Raw genomic sequence first — 3,044 nt, 5'->3', positions numbered from 1 at the left:
GCCGCAGGGCGGCCGGACCGGCGAGGTCGAGCGCGGGTTCGCCCGCCGCGCCGATCGCTCGCCGCAGGGCGGGATCGCCGCCCGGCCGGGCGATCAGTGCGTCGAGCAGCGGCGCGAGAGTCATGGTTGCGTCCGGTGTGCCTCTCGGAAACGAGCGGGACGGAACAGGCGTGGAGCAGACGCCGCGGCACGAAAACCGCCGCCGCGGGACACGACGACCTGGCGTAACGGGGCCCACCACGGCCCGGACCCGCTTGCCCGAGGGGCCGGCCCGCCGCCCGACCCGCCCCCGGGATGACCCGGGCGGTCGGCCGACACCGGCCCGACCCCGTCGGCACAGACGATATGACCAGCCTACGACAACGATGCCCGCCCCACCCTCGCGCCGACCCCGCACCGCCGACGGGATCCCGCCGAGGCGACCCGCTTGCACCCGCTCACGCACCGCCGGATTCGTCCCCCCGCGGCGCTGGATTGCGGTGCGTTTCGCCCGGTCTGACCGCCGAGAGCCGGGCCGAACGCACCGCATCCGGCCCGCCGACCTCGCCGGCCGAGGGGTTGTGTGCGCCGGTCGAGGGTGATGCGTGCCGGTGGAGGGGGTGATGCGAGCCGGTGGGGGCGGGCGCGCTGCGCGGGTGGTGGACGTACAGTCGACTGCCTGGCGTCCAGTTCGGCCGCCCGATACCTACGCTGACGTTAGGGTCGAGTTGTCCAGCATGCGCCGCAATGTTTCAAGATCGGACGCGGCTCGCGGCGACGTCTACCAGATCGGGGACGTCGCCGAGCGGGTCGGCCTCTCCCTGCGAACAGTCCGCTACTACGAAGAAGCGGGCCTGCTCATGCCGGTGGGACGGACCGTCGGTGGGTTCCGCCTCTACGACGTGGACGCGATCGAGCGGCTGTTGCTCATCAGGAAGATGAAGCCGCTGGGCTTCACCCTGGAGGAGATGCGTTCCCTGCTGGTCCTGCGCGACGAGCTGGCCACGCCGGGTCTGGCCGCGGACACCCGCGCCGCGTTGCAGGAACGGCTTGGCACCTGGGTGCTACTCGCCGAGGAGAAACTCTCGACGCTGCGAGAGCAGGTGAGCGTGGCGGAGTCGTTCGTCGGTGGGCTGCACGACGATGCGGAGCGCACCGGCGGCGACGCGGTCTGACCCGCCGCCGGCTCGGCGCCCCACGCGGCCACGAGGGGACACGCGGGGCGCCGCTGCCGAGCCTTAACCCCAGAGCCGCTGGTAGACGGCCGCCGAGGCCGGATTGAGATCGGGATTCACCAGCGAGGAGCGGACGTTGCCCTCCTCCGCGTCGGGGAAATACGCCTCGTAGGCGAGGATGTCGGCGTTGCGGGAGAACGTCTCGTACATCTTCTCCATGTAGGCGGGATTGTCCCCGCCGGCGGCGCCGCTCTGCCCCGCCTTCGTGCCCTGCTGGCTGACCACTCCCCACTCGGGTACCGAGAACAGCTTGTGGTGGGTCCGCGCGAAGGTGATCACCTGGCAGAGCCCCGCGTCACCGTTGCACTGGTTGTCGAAGTCGGCGTAGGTGGGGCTGGGCGGGTACTGGTCGTAGGTGTCGATGCCGATGACGTCGACGTACTGGTCGCCGGGGTACAGGTCGAACGCGCCGACCGGCGTGGTCGACCCGTGGGCGTTGAGGTTCCAGTCGATGCGGACCTTCGGGCTGGTCGCCTTGATCGCCGACGAGGCGTTACGGAAACACTGGATCCACTGCTGTGGCTCCGTCGCCGACCAGGCGAACCACAGGCCGTTGAACTCCCAGCCCAACCGGACGAACGAGTCACCCCGGCCCATGTTCACCAGCCAGCGCCCGAACTGCCGCCACTTGGCGTCGTAGTTGCCCGCCGCGCAGTCGGCGAGGTTGCCCTTCTCCGGCCCCGAGTCGGGGAAGAGCGGCTGGGTGATCACCCAGGTGCCTGCGTACCCGGAGAAGGTCGACGTGCTTCGCCCCATCCACGGGTTCGTGACGTCGCTCCAGCTCGACCGGTCGGTGTACATCACGACGACGTCGTTGGGCCGGCCGCGGAACCTCGCCCAGGTGTTCGCCTGGGTCAGGGTGTGCGCGGCGACGCCGGTCGGGAACAGCCCGGCGGTCGCGGCCCGCTCGACCTGCGGGACGGCGGCCGCCGGCACCCCGGTCTGGGTGGGCGCAACCACGGTGCCCTGCTGCCCGGTCGGCGCCGCGCTCTGCCCCGCGGTGGTGGCGATGGGGTCGGATCCCCCGTCGCTGCCGGAGGGCACCAGCAGCAGTGCCGTCACCGCGACCAGGGTCAGCACCGCCGCGATCGAAACCGCGACGACAGGCAGGTGCGGGAGGCGGTCGGCGTTCCCGCCCCAGTGGGCGGTGATCCACGATGCCGCCCGGGCGCGACGCCCGGAGGGCGGCGCCGCGTGGTCGTCGGACCGGCCGGCATGGCGGGCGCCGACCCTGGCGGCATTGGCGGCCTCGGACGCACGCGCCGAGCCGACCTCGTCGGACCAGACCTCGTCGTCGGCCCAGACAGCCCGGCCGCCCCGCCCCGAGCCGCGCTTCTCCGCCGCGCCGCGCCCCGAACCGCCCTGGCCCGAACCGGACCGATCAGACCCGGCTACGGCCGGATCCGACCGGCCCGCTCGGATCCGGTCCGGCGCGATGCGACCCGGACCGACCCGATCCAACGCGACCCGATCCAGCGCGGCCCGATCCGAGGCCCCCCGATCCGGTTCCCCGTGACCCGGCGCCCCGCGGTCCGATCCCCGGTCAGACGCACCCCGGTCCGGCACCATACGGCCCGACCCGGCCCGATCCGACCCGGCCCGATCCGACCCGGCCCGGCCCGACGCAGCCCGATCCGACCCGGCCCGGCCCGACGCAGCCCGATCCGACCCGGCTCGATCCGACCCTGCCCGATCCGAACCGCCTCGATCGTTTCCGCTCCGGTCCGAGCGGCTTGCGGCCCGGCCGGTCCGGGGGGCCCAGCCGTCGGCCTGCCGACCCTCGGGGCCGCTTCCGGCCAGGTCCGCCCGCGGGCGCAAGCCGTCCCCGCC

At 73.3% G+C, this 3,044-nt stretch carries 3 protein-coding genes; 1 reads left to right on the top strand and 2 read right to left on the bottom strand.

Annotation, left to right across the window (positions count from 1 at the left end):
- Positions 1 to 238, bottom strand: a 238-nt coding sequence (locus tag ND748_RS35170; protein WP_374216065.1) for a hypothetical protein, incomplete at its 3' end; no start/stop codon positions are given.
- Positions 239 to 716: 478 nt separating this feature from the next.
- Between ND748_RS35170 and ND748_RS29035 the strand changes: the two genes are divergently transcribed.
- A complete protein-coding gene (locus ND748_RS29035; RefSeq protein WP_251749377.1) occupies positions 717 to 1,154 on the top strand; it encodes a MerR family transcriptional regulator in 438 nt (145 codons plus the stop codon).
- Positions 1,155 to 1,217: 63 nt separating this feature from the next.
- Here the strand turns inward: ND748_RS29035 and ND748_RS29030 are convergent, their stop codons facing one another.
- The gene (locus tag ND748_RS29030; protein WP_251749375.1) at positions 1,218 to 2,675 is read right to left on the bottom strand and encodes a glycoside hydrolase family 26 protein; all 1,458 of its coding nucleotides are present in this window, start codon (positions 2,673 to 2,675) and stop codon (positions 1,218 to 1,220) included.
- Positions 2,676 to 3,044: the final 369 nt, after the last annotated feature.

Source organism: Frankia sp. AiPs1, assembly GCF_023716945.1.
In the GTDB taxonomy this organism is placed as follows: Bacteria; Actinomycetota; Actinomycetes; order Frankiales; family Frankiaceae; genus Frankia.
Note: the sequence above shows the minus strand (reverse complement) of the source record. Positions and strands in the feature narration are given on the sequence as shown.